General features: G+C 74.2%; 14 protein-coding genes. 6 read left to right on the top strand and 8 right to left on the bottom strand.

Annotated elements, in window-relative coordinates; genetic code table 11:
- Positions 1–54: 54 nt before the first annotated feature.
- Positions 55–204 (top strand): hypothetical protein, encoded by a 150-nt coding sequence (locus tag ACIBNE_RS35250; protein ID WP_399279040.1) that lies wholly within the window; start codon positions 55–57, stop codon positions 202–204.
- On the opposite strand, the gene ACIBNE_RS35245 is transcribed toward ACIBNE_RS35250, so the two are convergent.
- On the bottom strand, positions 189–1,049 hold the full coding sequence (locus ACIBNE_RS35245) for a chitosanase (RefSeq protein ID WP_399279038.1): 861 nt from the start codon (positions 1,047–1,049) through the stop codon (positions 189–191). The genes ACIBNE_RS35250 and ACIBNE_RS35245 overlap by 16 nt on opposite strands.
- A gap of 267 nt (positions 1,050–1,316) precedes the next feature.
- Here ACIBNE_RS35245 and ACIBNE_RS35240 point away from each other — a divergent pair, with 267 nt between their 5' ends.
- The 3 genes from ACIBNE_RS35240 to ACIBNE_RS35230 all read left to right on the top strand — a co-directional run bounded on the left by ACIBNE_RS35240 (position 1,317) and on the right by ACIBNE_RS35230 (position 7,375).
- Positions 1,317–2,987, top strand: a complete 1,671-nt coding sequence (locus ACIBNE_RS35240) for a heme peroxidase family protein (RefSeq protein WP_399279037.1) — start codon at positions 1,317–1,319, stop codon at positions 2,985–2,987.
- A gap of 76 nt (positions 2,988–3,063) precedes the next feature.
- Positions 3,064–6,297, top strand: a complete 3,234-nt coding sequence (locus tag ACIBNE_RS35235; protein ID WP_399279035.1) for a DEAD/DEAH box helicase — start codon at positions 3,064–3,066, stop codon at positions 6,295–6,297.
- Between the two features lie 127 nt (positions 6,298–6,424).
- Positions 6,425–7,375, top strand: coding sequence for a fibronectin type III domain-containing protein (locus tag ACIBNE_RS35230; protein WP_399279032.1), 951 nt, complete (start codon positions 6,425–6,427; stop codon positions 7,373–7,375).
- On the opposite strand, the gene ACIBNE_RS35225 is transcribed toward ACIBNE_RS35230, so the two are convergent.
- From ACIBNE_RS35225 to ACIBNE_RS35195, 7 genes are all read right to left on the bottom strand, one after another.
- Positions 7,359–8,600, bottom strand: coding sequence for an FAD-dependent monooxygenase (locus tag ACIBNE_RS35225; RefSeq protein WP_399279030.1), 1,242 nt, complete (start codon positions 8,598–8,600; stop codon positions 7,359–7,361). The two genes, ACIBNE_RS35230 and ACIBNE_RS35225, sit on opposite strands and share 17 nt — an antisense overlap.
- 169 nt (positions 8,601–8,769) lie before the next feature.
- Entirely contained in the window at positions 8,770–10,392 is a 1,623-nt protein-coding gene (aceB, locus tag ACIBNE_RS35220) for a malate synthase A (RefSeq protein ID WP_399279027.1), read from the bottom strand.
- Positions 10,393–10,608: 216 nt separating this feature from the next.
- Positions 10,609–11,214 (bottom strand): NTP transferase domain-containing protein, encoded by a 606-nt coding sequence (locus tag ACIBNE_RS35215; RefSeq protein WP_399279025.1) that lies wholly within the window; start codon positions 11,212–11,214, stop codon positions 10,609–10,611.
- 45 nt (positions 11,215–11,259) lie between these two features.
- Positions 11,260–11,805, bottom strand: a complete 546-nt coding sequence (locus tag ACIBNE_RS35210) for a hypothetical protein (protein WP_399279023.1) — start codon at positions 11,803–11,805, stop codon at positions 11,260–11,262.
- A 125-nt stretch (positions 11,806–11,930) separates the two neighbouring features.
- A complete protein-coding gene (locus ACIBNE_RS35205; protein ID WP_399279021.1) occupies positions 11,931–12,116 on the bottom strand; it encodes a hypothetical protein in 186 nt (61 codons plus the stop codon).
- A 139-nt stretch (positions 12,117–12,255) separates the two neighbouring features.
- The gene (locus ACIBNE_RS35200; protein WP_399279020.1) at positions 12,256–12,963 is read right to left on the bottom strand and encodes an ABC transporter ATP-binding protein; all 708 of its coding nucleotides are present in this window, start codon (positions 12,961–12,963) and stop codon (positions 12,256–12,258) included.
- A complete protein-coding gene (locus tag ACIBNE_RS35195) occupies positions 12,960–14,042 on the bottom strand; it encodes an ABC transporter permease (RefSeq protein WP_399279018.1) in 1,083 nt (360 codons plus the stop codon). The genes ACIBNE_RS35200 and ACIBNE_RS35195 overlap by 4 nt, the downstream gene beginning before the upstream one ends.
- Positions 14,043–14,151: 109 nt before the next feature.
- Between ACIBNE_RS35195 and ACIBNE_RS35190 the strand changes: the two genes are divergently transcribed.
- Together ACIBNE_RS35190 and ACIBNE_RS35185 are read left to right on the top strand one after the other, a co-directional pair.
- Positions 14,152–15,321 (top strand): sensor histidine kinase, encoded by a 1,170-nt coding sequence (locus tag ACIBNE_RS35190; protein WP_399279016.1) that lies wholly within the window; start codon positions 14,152–14,154, stop codon positions 15,319–15,321.
- Positions 15,318–15,953 carry a response regulator gene (locus tag ACIBNE_RS35185; protein ID WP_399279386.1) on the top strand — a complete coding sequence of 212 codons (636 nt, stop codon included), beginning with the start codon at positions 15,318–15,320 and terminating at the stop codon, positions 15,951–15,953. The genes ACIBNE_RS35190 and ACIBNE_RS35185 overlap by 4 nt, the downstream gene beginning before the upstream one ends.
- Positions 15,954–15,966: the final 13 nt, after the last annotated feature.

Below are 15,966 nucleotides of genomic sequence, written 5' to 3'. Positions count from 1 at the left end.
TATCCAGGTCCCACGAGGCGGCGCGGGCCGCCGGGACTCAAGGAGGAACGGGTCATGGACCTGGGACAGTTGGTCGTCGAGCACGGCGTGGAGATCGTGCGTGCGGCGCGGATCGCGTATCTGGTGGTCCGCCTGGCGGTCCGGGCGCACCGGGCCCGGACCGCCAGGCGCGAGGAGGGGCGGGGTGGTCAGCCGATGCGGTAGCTGTCGCCGTACACCTTCCATTCGAGCGGGGTGCGCAGGTCGAGGTTGCCCTTGCGGAGGAAGACCCGCTGCGCGGTGTCCACGCGGCTGGTGTCCTCGTGGGCCGCCTCCTGCTTCATCGCCCAGACGCGCGCGTCCAGGAAGGCGTTGAGGTACTTGACCTCGTCGCCGCCCTGGGCCGGCGGCTTGGCCTTCGCCAGGGCCTTCTTGCGGATGTTGGTGAAGCTGGTGCTGTCGCCGCCGTCGCCGTGCATCACGATGGCGTCGTAGTACATGAACTGGCCGAGCACGCCGATGCCGTCGCTCTTGCCGCGGTTCACGGCCGGGTTGAAGTAGACCCGGTCGCGCTCGTCGTCCTGCGCCTTCCTGAACGCCGAGTCCTGGGCGGCCTTCTGCCAGTCGCGGGTGAAGTTCGGGTCCAGGCCCTCGTGGGAGGGGGTGCCGTCGACCTTGCGCAGGGCGGGCAGGTACTTGGCGAGCACGTTGCCCGGCTTGCGCTGGGTGTAGAGCTCGACCAGGTCCAGCATGTCGCCGGTGCCGGAACAGAAGCCGATGATCCCCGCGGTGTAGCCGCGGTCGTCGTCGATGTCCTCGATGTACTTGTACTGGGCCTTCCAGTCCAGCGAGGAGTTCTCCGCGCTGGAGACGAGCTGCATGGCGATCTCCTTCTTCGCCGGGTCGTCGAGACCGGTGGCCGCCCTGGCGGCGGAGGAGACCTGCGCGGCGGAGTGGTCGGTGGCGCCTGCCGCGCCCGCCGTGGCCGGTACGGCCACCAGGGCCAGGCCGAGCAGGACGCGGGGCGCCAGGCCGATTCGACGTGCGGTGTGCTTGTGGGGAGCGTGCACCAGTCCTCCAGAGGAGTTCGTCACCGTGCCGTTCTGTTAGGAACCTTTCCTATCAGCTCCCTCATGGTGCCGTACATCCTCGAAGTGCGCAGGAGTTGCGGAAAACCGGAAAAGGTGGTGCGGGAGGCAACCCGTAACGGTCCCAATCGGTCTTTGTCCGTAGAGACGGACTTCCGCCGGACGGGCGGAAGATCAGGTGTTTGACCCTCCGCCGGAGAGCGGCGCGGCCGCCCGGCGGAGCACGGGGGACAGATCGGAACGCATGCCATGCACCGACACCATCGCGAGACCTACTACATCGTCGAAGAAGGGCGCGTACTGGAAGGCGCGGAGAGCCGCGTGCCGACCGCCGCAGAACAGCAACTCGCCTTCCGCTTCTCCCGGTTCGGGAAGAAGAAGGGCGTCCAGCTCAGCCCGGAACTCCGGGCGGAACTCGCAGCCGCGATGACCTCGGCCGCCCCGGACCCCGACCCGGAGTCCCGGGCCGCCGTACCGGCCGGGTTCACCTACCTCGGACAGTTCGTCGACCACGACCTCACCCTGGACAACACCCGGGTGGGACTGGGCGAACCGGTGCCCGTGGAAGACCTCTTACAGGGCCGCTCGCCGGCCCTCGACCTCGACTCGCTCTACGGGCTCGGCCCGAACCACCAGAGCTCCGCCCGCTTCTACCAGCCCGACGGGCGGCTCAAGACCGGCACGACGATCGGCGTGCCCTTCCCGCCCGACCTCCCGCCCGCCAACACCGACCAGAAGGGCTTCGACCTGCCCAGGGCGGGCGAGGGTGCGGGCGGCACCAGGGCCGACCAGCGGGCCGCGCTCGTCCCCGACGCCCGCAACGACGAGAACCTGGCCGTGGGCCAGCTCCACCTCGCGTTCATCCGCTTCCACAACCGCGTGCACCAGCGGCTCGCCGAGCGCGGGCTGCCCGAGCCCGCGATCTTCCCGGCGGCCCGTGACCTGGTGGTCAAGCACTACCAGTGGATGCTGCGCACGGACTTCCTGCCCCGGATCGTCGACCCGGAGATCGTGGACCGGGTCTTCGGGCGCGGCCGCAGGTACTTCGAGGTGCCGGGGTCCTTCCCGCCGGGCGACCGGCCCACGATGCCCGTGGAGTTCTCGGTCGCGGCCTACCGCATCGGCCACAGCATGGTGCGCGAGGCGTACCAGTGGAACCGGGTCTTCCGGGTCGGCGGGCCCGGGGGCGCGGCCTCGCTCGGGCTGCTCTTCCGGTTCAGCGGGACCGCGGGGAACCTCTCCGTGGGGCCCGACGACCTGTCCGACCTGGACGACCCGCAGTCCGGCGACAGCCTGCGGCTGCCGAGCAACTGGATCGCGGACTTCCGCAGGCTCTTCGACTTCGGCGAGGCGGGGCGGGACGACCTGGTGGTGCCGCCCGAGGAGTTCAACCTCGCGAAGGACCTCGACACCCGGCTGGTCGACCCGCTCGCGACGCTCCCCACCGGGACCTTCGCGGGCCGGGGGCGGCCCGCGCCGCCCCCGGTCCAGCGCAACCTCGCCTTCCGCAACCTCACGCGGGCGGCGATGGTGGAGCTGGCGACGGGGCCGCAGCTGGCCGCGCAGATGGGGCTCGCGCCCCTGACCCCCGAGCAGATCCTGCGCGGCGCGGGGTCCGGGGTGCCGCTCGACCTCTCGGCGCGGGAGCGCGCGGAACTCGTCGCGCACACGCCGCTCTGGTTCTACGTGCTGCGCGAGGCGGAGGTGAACCGGCGGCACCCCGGGCGGCTGACGGGGGTCGGCGGGAACCTCGTCGCGGAGGTGTTCCACCGGGCGATGGAGGGGAGCCGGAGCTCGATCGTCACCCAGCCGGGCTGGCGGCCCAGCCTGCCCGCGGCACGGCGGGGGCAGTTCCGGATGACGGACCTGCTGCTGTTCGCCTTCGCGGGGGAAGCGGGGCAGTTGAACCCGCTGGGGTGAGGCGGGCGCGGTGCGGGGGGTGCGGACCGCGGGCGCGGTGCGCACCCCGTCGCCCCCGGGGTGCGAGAGTGGGGGGATGCATACGGACGAGGTGGAGGGTCCCACCGTCGCTGAGCTCGTACGGGAACGCTGGGGCGTCCTCATCGAGGGGGACCTCAACCGCCGCTTCGGCGAACCCGGTTGGAGCTATCAGGAGGAGGTCCCCCGCGAGTGCCCCGAGTGCGCCGCGCCGCTGCACTCGCTCCGCAGGCCGTACGAGTCGCAGGGCCGCGTCTACCGGTACGTCGCCGTGGTCTGCCCCGCCTGCCCGCGCGCCCTCACCCTCGCCGACCTCGGCGTGAAGACGTACGACAAGCTGTGCGCGCTCCCGGGACAGCGCGCCGCGCCGCGCACCGCGCCGAGCGACGCACCGGGAGACGGGGCCGCCGCGCCCGGCGAGCGCCGCCGCAGGGGCGGCTCCCGTACGGCCGCCACCGCCGCACCCCGTACCGCCGACGCCCCCGCACCCCGTACCCCCGAAGCGGCCGCGCCCGCCTGGCCCGCCGATCTCGTCGTCCCCAGCGCCCCCGAGACCCGGCGGCTGCTCTGGTGCAAGGTCGCCGACCCCGCCTGGCGGCCCGCGCGCGCCGCCGTCGACGCCGCCGACGACGTGCGGGTCATCCTCCCCGAAGGGCCAGGACACGACGTGCTGCGCGCGGAGTTGAACGCGCTCGGCGTGCCGCACCGCAGCGTCCGGCACTGGGCGGAGACCGAACAGGTCTCGACCGTCAACGACCTCGGGGGCGCGACCGACCTGGTCGCGCACGACGGGACCCCGGGGGCCGTGCCCGCCGCGGGGCCCGCCGCCTTCGCGGCCCGCGACGCCTTCGCCGCCCAGTGGGACGCGCTGGAGGAACTGCCGTCCGCCGAGGAGCACGCCGCGGCCCACGTCCCGGTCACCGACCTCGTACCGCCCGAGTGGGCCGACCTCCTGCCGTACCCCACCTTCAACCCCACCCAGGCCGCCGCCGTCCCCGCCGTCCTCGAAGCGGACGACGAGGGCGGCGCGGCCGGGAGCGACCACCTCGTGGTCGTCGCGCCGACCGGCGCGGGCAAGACCCCCATCGGCATGGTCGCCGCGCTGCGGGCGCACGCGCGCGGCCGCAAGGCCGCCTGGCTGGTGCCGCAGCGCTCCCTCACCGACGAACTCGACCGCGAGCTGGCGGCCTGGCGCCGCGCGGGGCTCAAAGTGGTGCGCCTGACGGGCGAGTTCGCGGTGGACGCGCGCCTCATCGCGGAGGCCGACATCTGGGTGGCGACCACCGAGAAGTTCGAGGCGATCTGCCGCACCGGATCGCTCCGCGAAGCACTCGCCGAGGTCGGCTGCCTCGTCGTCGACGAGATCCACCTGCTGGGCGACCCGACGCGCGGCCCCGTCCTCGAAGCGCTGCTCGCCCGGGTCCGCGAGGACGCCGAACGGGTCCGCATCGTCGGCCTGTCCGCGACCGTGGCCAACGCCGACGAGGTCGCACAGTGGCTCGGCGCCCGCCTCGTCCGCACCAACTGGCGCCCCACGCGCCTGACCTGGCAGCTCCCCGTGCTGCCCCCACCCGCCGAGGACAACTGGGCCGCCAAGGCGGCCGTCCGCACCCAGGCCGCCGTCGAACTCACCAGGGCCGCCACCGCCGACGGCGGCAGCACACTGGTCTTCTGCGGCAGCAAGCGCGGCGTGCGCCTGACCGCGCTCGCGCTCGCCGCCGACCGGGGCGTGCCGACCAAGGGCGTCGACCAGGACGACGCGGAGCTGGTCGAGCGGCTGTGCACCAAGGCGGGCGTACGGCTCCACTACCGCGACTGGCCCTACAAGCGCGAGGCCGAGCAGGCGTTCAGGGCGCGCGAGGCCGACGTCCTGGTCGCCACGTCCACGGTCGCGGCCGGCGTCAACCTCCCCGCCCGCACCGTCGTCGTGCGCGACACCCAGATCGGTATCGAGCGCATCGAAGTCTCCATGGTCCAGCAGATGTTCGGCCGCGCGGGCCGGGTCGGCGCGGGCGAGCGCGAGGGCTGGGCGCACCTCCTCGCGTACGGCCCCGAGCGCGCCCAGTGGCAGGCGCGGCTCGCCGCCGGGTACACCGTCACCTCGCGCATCCGCGACCGCCTCCCCGACCACCTGCTCGCCGAAGCCGTACAGGGCCGCGTCGCCTCGCTGCGCCACGCCGAACAGTGGTGGACCCGCACCCTCGGCTTCCACCAGGGGCAGGAGAGCTTCGACCCGCTGTACGACGCAGTGGAGTTCCTGGTGCGCGGCGGCTTCCTGCGCAGGACGCCGGGCCGAGACGGCGACGACCTGTTCGCCCCGACCGAGAACGGCAAGCTCACCAGCCGCTTCATGGTCGAGGCCGACGTCGCCGACGACCTGGCCACGGCCATCGCCGCCGCGGAGGTGCCGCAGGACCCGGACACCGCGGAGGACACGCTCATCGCGCTGGCCGCCGCGATCCTGCCCGCGCTGGAGCAGGCGCCGTTCACCGACCGGGCCCGCAAGGCGCTGCTGAAGGTGCTGCGCACCGGCGGCCGCCCGGACGGGCCCGAGCGGGCCGGCGAGCGGGGCCGCGGCGAGGAGGACGACGGGCAGCGGGCCGGGCCCGGCGACCTGGCCAGGGCCGTACTGCTGCTGGTCGCCCGCAGCCCGCGCGCGTTCCGCACCAGCAGCTCGTACGTCCTCGGCATCCCGGTCGACTCCATGAGCGGCATCCTGGAGGAGGCCAGGCGCTACCTCGCCTGGGTCGGGGCGCAGGGCGCGCTCGGCACCGTCCACCCCTGGGCCGCCGTCGTCGCGGCCGACCTCGCGCAGCGGATCCGCTGGCGGACCCTGGGGCCCGAGCGCGGGGCAGGACGGCTGCTGTGGATGTGCGAGCAGATGGCGACCGCGCCGCACGCCCACCGCGTGGTGCCCGCGATGTGGCGCGCGGCCGGGGCGCGGGGCATCGACGCGCCGGACTGGCCCGGCACCGCGGCGCCCACCGGCTGCGAACTGCCGCCCGAGAGGTACCGCGCGCTCCTCGCCGAGCGCACCACGGGCACGGTCCTCACGCCGGGCGGCGCCGGTGCCGGGGTGGTGGCCCCGCCCGGCACGGTCGTACGGCTCTGGAACGGCGCCGAGGTCCACGAGTGGGAGCCCGACGGCACGCCCCAGGAGGTGCTGTACCCGGGGGACGGGGCCGACGACCCGTCGGCGGGGCGCTGCGGGATCGCGGCGTTCACCCGGGGCGACCGGGCGGGCGGGGGCTGGCTGGCGGCCTACAACGCGGCGGGGCGGTCGTCGGGGTAGGGCGGGGACCTCCGCGGCGGCAAGGTCTTCGTACGGGTGTTTAGGGGGCCGCCCCATGCGCTATATAGGTCTGGACCAAAGTCGTCGGACGGAGGGCCTGACCGTGCAACGCCCCATCGGATTCGCCGTGTTGACCAGCCTTCTCCTGCTCACCGCCTGCTCGGCCGCGGAGGGCGACGACAAGGGCGGCAAGGACACCCGGGCGCCCACCGTGCCCGCCGGGGTCACCGCCCAGGCGACCAGCGCCACTTCGGTGCACGTCATGTGGAACGCGGCCGCCGACGACCGGGGCGTCACCGGCTACGAGCTGCGCCGCGCGGGCGCCCCCGTCAAACTCGTCCCGGCCGGGCGCACCATGGTCGACGTCGAGGGCCTCGCCCCTTCGACCGCGTACTCCTTCACCGTCCGCGCGCGCGACGCCGCGGGCAACTTCTCCGCGCCGAGCCCCGCCGTGCCGGTCACCACCCAGGCTCCCGCCCCCGCCGACCGGCGCGCCCCCACGGTGCCGGGCGCGGTCACCGGCCGGGTCGAGGGCACCGACGCGGTCACCCTGACCTGGCGGCGCTCCTCCGACGACATCGCCGTCACCTCGTACGACATCTACCAGGAGGACATCAGGATCCACAGCGTCGGGTCCACGCTGACCAGCACGCGCGTCGGCGGGCTGCGCCCGGGGACCGTCTACACCTTCACGGTCCGCGCGCGCGACGCGTCCGACAAGTCGTCGGGCGACAGCAACGCGGTGGACCTGACGACCCGGCGGGGGAGCGGGACGCCCGCGAGCACGGCGCCCACCGGGCTGCGGGCCGTGCCCGGCGCCGAGGGCATCGACCTGTCGTGGGACCCGCCGAAGACCACGGGCGGCGCCCCCGTCTCCTCGTACGAGCTCTACCTCAACGGCAAGCCGGCGACGACCGTCCTCTTCGGCGGCGAGCCGCCCGAGGGCCGGGCGGCCTACCGGATCTCCACGGACCTGGTGGCGCCCGGCACGCGCTACTCCATCAAGCTGCGGGCCAGGCTGCCCGACGGAAAGTGGGGCGACTTCTCCGCGCAGCGTACGGTCACGGTCGCGTCCTGACGCCGCCGCCGGGCCTGTCGGCGAGGCCGCTGCCGCCGAACGCGCCCGAGTTGTCGGCGCGTTGCCACCACCGCGCGAGCGCGGCCTCGTCCATCTCGCTCCACCGGGGCGTCTGCTGCACCAGCGCGCGGCCCAGGGACCGGCCCAGGTCGACCATCGTGCGGCCGGTCGCGGAGCGCGTGGCGTCGTACGCGGCGCCCGCGTCCGCCCAGGAGTCGGTGGAGGCGAGGGCGGTGGCGAGCACCGAGGCGTCCTGGAGCGCCTTCACCGCCCCGCCGCCGGTGTGCGGGCGAGCGACCGCCGCCGCGTCGCCCACCAGGAGCAGCCGCCCCGCCGCGTAGCGGGGCGCGGTGAAGTCGTGGAGCGGCTGGATGAAGCGTTCCCCGACCGGGGTCGTGCGGATCAACGTGGCCCAGAACGGCGGGAACCGGCGGTCCAGTACGTCTTCGAGGTGCGCGGTGAGCTCGGGGGTGAGGACGCGCTGCCTGTCGGGGTCGTCGGGGAGGGCGTGGCCGGGCGGCGGCGCGGTGTAGAGGACCCAGTTGACGCGGGTGCCTCCGGCGCCGTCGGGGATGCGGTAGACGACGACGTGTCCGCCGTCGAACACGACGTACGCGCAGACGTCTTCGGGCCACAGGTGGGCGTCGGGCAGCGCGTCGGACGGATAGGCGCCGCGCCAGGCGAGGTACCCGGCGTACTCGGGGCGTATCCCCGGGCAGACGGCCTCGCGGACGACGGAGCGGTGCCCGTCGGCGCCGACGACGAGGTCGTAGGGCTCGCCGTCGACCGTCGCGCCGCCCGGCCCGTCGCGCACCTCGCGGACTGTGGCGTCGGACCTGAAGTCCACCGAATCCGGTAACCGCAGGCGCAGTTCGCGCCAGAGGGGGCCCCAGCTGTACGTGCGGAAGGGGAAGGGGGACTCGCCGATGCGGCGGCCCAGGGGGCTGCCGCCGCGGGCGTCCCGGGTGTACCACCACCTGCGGGTCATCCGGACCCACGGCATGTCCGCGTCCATGAATCCGGCGGCGGCGAGTTCGGCGTAGCGGGCCTCGTGGACGGCGAGGCCCACGCCCCGGTCCGCGAGGTCGCCCGCGGCGCGTTCGTGGACGGTGATGTGGTCGGCGCCGCCGCGGTGGGCGGCGAGGGCTGCGGCGCATCCTGCGATGCTTCCGCCGATGACGGCGATGCGGCGGGTGTCGCCGCGGCTGGTCAGCACGGGGCCCATGCTGCCACCGGCGCGCGCGGCGGGGGCACGTTTCCGCCTGCGGCGGGCGGTTCCCCGCCCCGCCCCTTCCCGAAACCCTGCCGGGGGCCCTGCGGGGCCGGTGGGTACGCGGGGCGGTTCCCCACCCCGCGCAGCGGAACCCGCACCCACCCCGCACCCCTCGGAGGGGCTAGCCGCGCAGCTGCTCGTACGCCGGGAGCGTCAGGAAGTCGGCGTAGTCCGCGTCCAGCGACACCTGGAGCAGCAGGTCGTGCGCCCGCTGCCAGTTGCCTGCCGCGAAGGCCTCCTCGCCGATCTCCGCCCGGATCGCCGCCAGTTCCGCCGCCGCGACCTCGCGCGCCAGCTCCGCCGTCGCGGGCTTCCCGTTCTCGAAGACGACGCCCGCGTTGATCCACTGCCAGATCTGCGACCGCGAGATCTCCGCCGTCGCCGCGTCCTCCATCAGGTTGAAGATGGCGACGGCGCCGAGGCCCCGCAGCCACGCCTCGATGTAGCGGATGCCGACCTGGACGGCGTTGCGCAGCCCCTCGTACGTCGGGCTCGCGTCGAGGGAGTCGATGGCGATGAGTTCGCCCGCCGCCACCGAGACGTCCTCGCGCAGCCGGTCCTTCTGGTTGGGCTTGTCGCCGAGGACCGCGTCGAAGGAGGCCAGCGCGATCGGCACCAGGTCCGGGTGCGCGACCCACGAGCCGTCGAAGCCGTCGCCCGCCTCGCGGTCCTTGTCGGCCTTGACCTTCTCGAAGGCGACCTTGTTGACCTCGGCGTCGCGCCGCGAGGGGATGAACGCCGCCATGCCGCCGATCGCGTGCGCGCCGCGCTTGTGGCAGGTGCGGACGAGGAGTTCGGTGTACGCGCGCATGAACGGCGCGGTCATCGTGACCGCGTTGCGGTCCGGCAGGACGAACTTCGCACCGCCGTCGCGGAAGTTCTTGACGATCGAGAAGAGGTAGTCCCAGCGGCCCGCGTTCAGCCCGGCCGCGTGGTCGCGCAGCTCGTAGAGGATCTCCTCCATCTCGTACGCGGCGGTGATCGTCTCGATGAGGACGGTGGCGCGCACGGTGCCCTGCGGGATGCCGACGTGGTCCTGCGCGAAGACGAAGACGTCGTTCCAGAGGCGGGCCTCCAGGTGCGACTCCGTCTTCGGGAGGTAGAAGTAGGGGCCCTTGCCGAGTTCGACGAGCCGCTTGGCGTTGTGGAAGAAGTAGAGGCCGAAGTCGACCAGCGCGCCGGGCACGGCACGTCCTTCGAGCGTCAGGTGGCGCTCCTCCAGGTGCCAGCCGCGCGGCCGCATGACGACGGTCGCGAGCTGGTCGGCGTCCTTGAGGGCGTACGACTTGCCGGACCCGGCGTCCGTGAAGTCGATGTTCCGGGTGTACGCGTCGATCAGGTTGAGCTGGCCGAGGACGACGTTCTCCCACGTGGGGGCGGACGCGTCCTCGAAGTCGGCGAGCCAGACCTTCGCGCCCGAGTTCAGGGCGTTGACGGTCATCTTGCGGTCGGTCGGACCGGTGATCTCCACCCGGCGGTCGTTCAGCGCGGCCGGGGCCGGGGCGACCTTCCAGGAGTCGTCCTCGCGGATGTGCCTGGTCTCCGGGAGGAAGTCCAGCGTGGAGGTGCGGGCGATCTCGGCGCGGCGCTCGGCGCGGCGGGCGAGGAGTTCGTCGCGGCGGGGCGTGAACCGCCGGTGCAGCTCGGCCACGAAGGCGAGGGCCGCTTCCGTGAGGACCTCTTCCTGCCTGGGCAGGGGCTCGGCATCGACGATGGCCAGCGGGGACGGCGCTGGTGCGGACATGAGCTGTCACTCCATTCAGCGGCGGTGCCTTGCGGCCGCCGGGCGTACGCAGACGGCACGGAGTGCCGCAGGAGCCGGGATACGGTCGCGGGCGCCGTCTGGGGTATCGGGCGCTTCTGACGTGTGGATACTAGTTTCCTCATGGTGGAAGTTCAACGGTCTGTTGACGTCGAGATTCTCCGGGTCGAGGCACCATGGCGCTCGGTGCCAGCGCGCTCACTCAAGGTGGCGCAGATCGTCGGCCGTGTCGATGTCGTACGCCTGGGCGACGTCACCGCACTCCACGAGCGCGATCCGCGCGGAGTGTTCGCGCAGGTAGCCGCGGGCTCCCCGGTCGCCCGCCGCGCCCGCCGCCACGTCCGCGAGCCGGTCCGCGCCGAACAGCACCGGATGCCCGCGCTCCCCGCCGTACGCGGCGGCCACCAGGCTCTGCCGCCCGGTGTACCCCGCCAGGACCCGGCGCACCGCCGCCGCGCCGATCCCCGGCTGGTCCACCAGCATCACCAGCACGGCGTCCGGGCCGCCCGTCCCGCTGTCCCGCACGTCGGCGAGCCCCGCCCGCAGCGACGTCCCCATGCCCTCGGCCCAGCCCGGATTGACGGTCACCGCGCACCCGGAGAGGTCCGCACGCTCCCGTACGGCATCGGCCGCGGCGCCCAGCACCACCCGCACCGAGGAGCAGCCGCCGTCCCGCAACACGCCCACCGCGTGCTCGACGAGGGGGCGTCCGCGGTGGGGGAGGAGGGCCTTCGGCCGTCCGCCGAGGCGCCGCCCCCCGCCCGCGGCGAGGAGGAGTCCGGTGATGTGCGCGGTGTCAGCCATGGCTCCTGCATACCGCACGCGGGGGCCAGGGGGTGCGGCCCCCCGTCACGCGGCCCGCACCGCCGCGCCCGCCGGCCGTCCTGCCGTGCCCGTCCGCCTGCGGTAGTACGCGACCGTGAGCACCGCCAGCAGCGGGCCCCACGCCAGCAGCGGCGTGTAGCAGACGTACAGCCACGCCTCCTGGAGGGCGTCGGGGGAAAGCCCGTTCCCCTCCTCCAGCGGGCCCACCCAGTGGAAGACCGAGTTGAGCCCGCCGTACAGGCACAGCGACGTCACCAGGAACGCGCCGACTCCGGCCGGGATCACGGCGGCGAGCACCGGAACGCGCCTGCCGCCCAACAGCGGCACCCACCGGGGCAGTTGCTCGCCCCACGGCCTGACCAGTCCGAGCGAGAGCAGCGCCAGCGTCTCGGCGACCACCGACAGGCTCAGGATGTAGAGCCGTTCACCAGGGGGCGGCAGGGGTATCCACGAGTACAGCGCCGGAAGACCGCCGAACACCAGCGGCAGCCGCCACAGGGTCGAGGGCAGTACGCACAGCGGGACGGCGTGGGCGATGCGTACGGCGGTCGTGTGCTTCAACTGCTTCACGGGAGGGCTCCAGGAGGCGTACGGCGGTTCCGAACGCTCCGAGCCTCCCGCGCGCCCACCACTCCGCACGTCCGCCGCAGGTCCCCACCGGCTCCCCCGCGCGGCGGAGCCCGGCCCCTGCCGCGTCAGTCCTGGAACGAACCGTCCCTACGCCGCTGGTGGCGCCGCATCACGTGCTTGCACTGCGGACAGTTCCGCAGGAACACCGGCTTCACCAGCCACGAGAGCGTCACCACGTACAGCGCGCCCCTGGCCGTCCGGCCCACCAGGCTCTTCGTGCAGGTCCCGCAGTCACGGCAGCCGTTCGCCATCTCGACTCCTCAACACGCCTCGATACGTCTCCGGGTCATCTCCCAGCACCGTACGGCGGTCGAAGAGCCTGCCGGACGGGGTGCGGAGCCTTGTGCCCAGGCCGGGCCCGACCCGGGACGACACCGCTACCGCCGCCGCTCAACCCTCCGCGCCCGTCACCGCGTCCGCGCTCAGCCGCCCGTCCGCCATCCGCACCGTGCGGTCCATCCGCTCCAGGTGCGCCAGGTCGTGCGTGACCAGCACCGTCGCCGTCGACCGCGCCCGCGTGAGGCGCACCAGCAGGTCGAGGACCGCCGCGCCCCGCTCGTGGTCCAGCGCGCTCGTCGGTTCGTCGACCAGCAGCACCGCCGGGTCGTTCATCAGCGCCCGCGCGATGTTGACCCGCTGCCGCTGCCCGCCCGACAGCTGGTGCGGGCGGCGGTCCGCGCGGTCCGCGAGCCCGACCGCGTCCAGCAGCTCCAGCGCCCTGGCCCGCGCCTCGCGCGGCCGCCGCCCCGCCAGGTCGGCCATCACCTGGAGCTGTTCGACCGCCGTCAGCGACGGCAGCAGGTTGGGCTGCTGGAAGACGATGCCGATCCGGTCCCTGCGCAGCGCGGCGCGGCCCGCCCGGTCCAGCCTCCCCGTGTCCGTGCCGGCCACGACGACCGACCCGCTGTCCGGGGGGACCAGCGTCGCGGCGACCGCGAGCAGACTGGACTTGCCTGAGCCCGAAGGGCCGACGACGGCCGTCAGCGAACCGGCCGGGACGTCCAGGTCGACGGAGTCCAGGGCGGTCAGCCGGCCGTCCCCGTCGGGGTAGGTCAGCGTGACGCCACGCAGTGACAGGGGGGACGGCAGAGCGGTCATCGGACACTTCCCAGCGCGGTCAGCGGGTCGACGGCGGTGATCCGCCGGATGGACAGGGCGGCGCCGAGCGCGCCGAGGACGATCAGTACGAGCGCGGGCAGCAGCACGGTCGGCGCGTCCAGCACGAACGGCACGTCGCTCCCGCTGATCAGCGCCCCGGCCCCGACGGCCAGCGCCGTCCCGAGCAGCGTGCCCGCGACGAGCATCACCACCGCCTGCCCCAGCGCGTCCTTCAGCAGGTACGGGGTGGAGGCGCCGAGCGCCTTCAGCACCGCGACGTCGCCGCTGCGCTGGATCGTCCACACCGTGAAGAACGCCCCTATCACCAGCGCGGAGATCACGAAGAGGAAGCCGCGCATCAGCTGGAGCGAGCCGTTCTCCGCCTGGTACGAGCCGATCGCCTCCAGCGCGTCGTCCAGCGACCGCGACACCGTGCCCGTCGCCGCGTCGCCCGCGGCCACGTCCGCCCCCGCGCCCGTGCTCAGCGCGATGACCGTGGCCTGCTCCTCCAGGGCCGTCCCGGTGTGCCCGAGCCGCTGCCAGTCGTCCAGCGAGACCCACACCACCGGCGTGTGGCTGTAGGAGGCGTCGCCGTCGACCGCCGCGACGCGCACGTCGAGCGACGGGCCGAGCCGCACCGAGCCGCCCGCCCCCACCCCGAGGTCGTCGGCCGCCGACCGCGAGAGCACCGCCTTCCCCGGCTCCAGCGCACCCGGCGCCAACGGCCCGCCGGGCTCCACGCCGAACGCCGACACCGCCGCCGTACGGTCCCCGGCCGCGCCGTTCAGCGTGCGGATCCCCAGCGGCTCCGCGCCGCTCACCCCGGGCCGCCCCGCCCACGCACGCCACTGGCTCTCCTTCACCGAGGAGTTCGTGAACGACACCGACTGGCCGTCGGGCGGCGCGGCGAACGCCAGCCTGTCGGCGGGCAGCCCGGTGATCGCCGAGGTGTTCTCCCTGGCCAGCCCCGCGGTCAGCCCGGACAGCAGCCCCACGAGCAGGGTGATCAACACCACCACGGCGCCCATCAGCGCGAACCGGCCCTTGGCGAACCTGAGGTCTCTCCATGCGACGAACATGCCACCAGCTTCCCGGCGCCCCGCGCGCGAAACATCGCGCCACGGTGCGTACCCCTCTCAACCTTTTGATTGACCCGGTCCCCGCGCGTCCCGTTTACGCTGGAAAGCCATGGAATCCCACACCCCCACCCCGGTCACGGGCGTGCTCAGGCTCTGTCTGCACGCACTGCTCGTCGGCCTGCTCGCCCTCGCGGCGCTCAGGTCGGGCGGCGACGCGGCCGTCCTCGCGGCGGCCTGCGCGACGGGCGCGGTGTACGCGGCGGGGGCGCTGCTGCCCGCCGTACGGCCCCGCAGCGGCGCCGCCGCCTGCTGGCTCGCGCTCCTCGGCGCGGCCTGGCTGGTGCTGCTCGCCCTCACCCCGAACGGGCTGTGGACGGCGTTCCCGCTCTACTTCCTCCAGCTGCACCTGCTGCCGATGCGCTGGAGCCTGCCCGCGGTCGCCGCGACGGCCGCCGCCGCGATCGGCGGCTTCGTGCTGCACGGGCAGCCCGTCACCCCGGGCACCTTCATAGGCCCGCTGCTCGGCGCGGCCGTCGCGGTCGCCGTCGTGCTCGGCTACGACGCGCTGTTCAAGGAGAGCGAGCGGCGCCGCGAGCTGATCGAGGAACTGGTCTCCACGCGCGCCGAGCTGGCCGACGCCGAGCGGACCGCGGGCACGCTCGCCGAACGCGAGCGGCTCGCCCGCGAGATCCACGACACGCTCGCCCAGGGCCTGTCCTCGATCCAGCTGCTGCTGCGCGCGGCGGAGCGCGCCCTGCCCGCCGACTCGCCCGCCACGGGACACGTCCGGCGGGCGCGGGAGGCCGCCCAGGACAACCTCGCCGAGGCCCGCCGCTTCGTCCGCGCCCTCACCCCGCCCGACCTGGAGCGCGGCTCGCTCACGGGCGCGCTGGAGCGGCTGTGCGAGGCCGCGCCAGGCCCCGGGCCCGTCGTGCAGTTCGGGGTGAGCGGCACGCCCGTCGAGCTGCCCACGCCCTACGAGGTCGCGCTGCTGCGCACCGCCCAGTCGGCGCTCGCCAACACCGTGCGGCACGCGGGGGCGGGGCGCGCGGAGATCACACTGAGCTTCATGGACACGTCCGTGTCGCTGGACGTCGTCGACGACGGCCGGGGCTTCGACCCGGCACGGGAGGTCGGCGACACCGCCGACGGGGGCTTCGGACTGCCCGCGATGCGCTCGCGCGCCCGGCAGCTGGGCGGCACGCTCAGCGTGGAGTCGGCGCCGGGACAGGGGACGGCACTGGCCCTCACGCTTCCCCTTCCCGGGGAGGAGAACTGATGGCTCCCGTACGCCTGCTGCTCGCCGACGACCATCCGGTGGTACGGGCCGGACTGCGCGCCGTCCTGGACACCGAACCGGACTTCGAGGTGGTCGCGGAGTCCCCGACCGCCGAGGGCGCGGTGGCCCGCGCGGCGGCCGGGGGCGTGGACGTGGTCCTCATGGACCTCCAGTTCGGCCGGGCCGCGATGCACGGCGCGGAGGCGACCGCCGCGATCACGGCGGTGCCGGGTGCGCCCCGGGTGCTCGTCCTCACCACGTACGACTCCGACGCGGACATCCTCGCGGCGGTGGAGGCGGGGGCGAGCGGCTACCTCCTCAAGGACGCCCCGCCGGAGGAGCTGGCGGCGGCGGTGCGCACGGCGGCGGCCGGCCAGTCCGCGCTGGCCCCGGCGGTGGCGCACCGCCTGATGGACCGGATGCGGACGCCGGCGGACGCGCTGACGAAGCGCGAGCTGGAGGTGCTGCGGCTGGTGGGGGAGGGGCTGTCGAACCTTGAGATCAGCAAGCGGCTGTTCCTGAGCCAGGCGACGGTGAAGTCCCACCTGGTGCACATCTTCGCGAAGCTCGGCGTGGACTCGCGCACGGCCGCGGTCGCGGAGGCGGCGTCGCGCCGCTTGATCCGTCGGTAGGCGGGGCCGGGCG

The organism is Streptomyces sp. NPDC050504 (assembly GCF_044458065.1).
Classification (GTDB): domain Bacteria; phylum Actinomycetota; class Actinomycetes; order Streptomycetales; family Streptomycetaceae; genus Streptomyces.
Note: the sequence above shows the minus strand (reverse complement) of the source record. Positions and strands in the feature narration are given on the sequence as shown.